The following is a 954-nucleotide window of genomic DNA, read 5'->3' as shown; positions in this document are numbered from 1 at the left end:
GCGTTACTGGCAGAGGACGGGATCCTTCCAAAGGAAGGCACGCGATTGAGCGAGGGTGATATCGTTTGCCTCATACGTTACGGGATTCACTATCGAGTTGTCCGGACAAGTTACGATGGAACGCTTGGGCGCCAGTTAGTTGCTCACGGTTCTCCGATCGGGTTCGGCCAAGCGTTATTTGAAATTTACCGACCTAGGGACGCGCAAAGTGACGACAGTTGACCTCAACGCCGATATGGCCGAAGGATACGGACCTTACAAAATGGGCGATGACGAGGGAATGCTCGAGATCGTCACATCAGCGAACATCGCGTGTGGTTTCCACGCTGGCGATCCCGACATCATGGATAAAACGGTACGTGTGGCTCTCGCACGAGGCGTCGACGTCGGCGCTCATCCTGGTTTCAACGACGTATGGGGCTTCGGCAGGCGAATGATTTTGGGCGACAGCGCGCGTACGATCGAAAATCTGATTGCGTATCAAATCGGCGCTTTGCAGGCGATTGCTCATGCAGCCGGCCATCAAGTCACTCATTTTAAGGCTCATGGCGCACTGGGCAATGCTATGTTTAGTGACCGAAGCCTCTCAGACGCGGTTGCAAGAGCAGTCAAAGCTGTCGCGCGCGATCTCCTTTACGTGATTCCACCTTTGACCGAAGGCGAGAACGCTGGCATGCGCGCGGGACTTAATGTCATACGGGAAGCATTCGCCGACCGGGCGTACACCGATGAAGGTCACCTTGTCTCGCGGCGCCTCGAAGGCGCGGTTATTCACGATCCAATAGAAGCGAGCCGCAGGGTCCTGGCTATGATTGAAGATGGATGTTTAACGTCGGCGTCAGGAAAGAAGCTGCCTGTTAAGGTGGATACTGTCACGGTCCATGGTGACACAGCCGGTGCGGTGCACATGGCCGCCACCGTTAAAGGGAGTTTGATTCAGGCTGGTATATCCAT

Annotated in this window: 1 protein-coding gene; it reads left to right on the top strand. The window is 55.1% G+C overall.

What is annotated here, in order from left to right; all coding sequences use genetic code 11:
* Positions 1-139: 139 nt before the first annotated feature.
* On the top strand, positions 140-954 hold an 815-nt coding region (locus tag ACFFAR_RS30790; RefSeq protein ID WP_375509179.1), incomplete at its 3' end, for a LamB/YcsF family protein.

Origin of the sequence: uncultured Caballeronia sp. (assembly GCF_964243625.1) — a bacterium.
Classification (GTDB): Bacteria; Pseudomonadota; Gammaproteobacteria; order Burkholderiales; family Burkholderiaceae; genus Caballeronia.
This window is presented reverse-complemented; position numbering and strand designations above follow the sequence as displayed.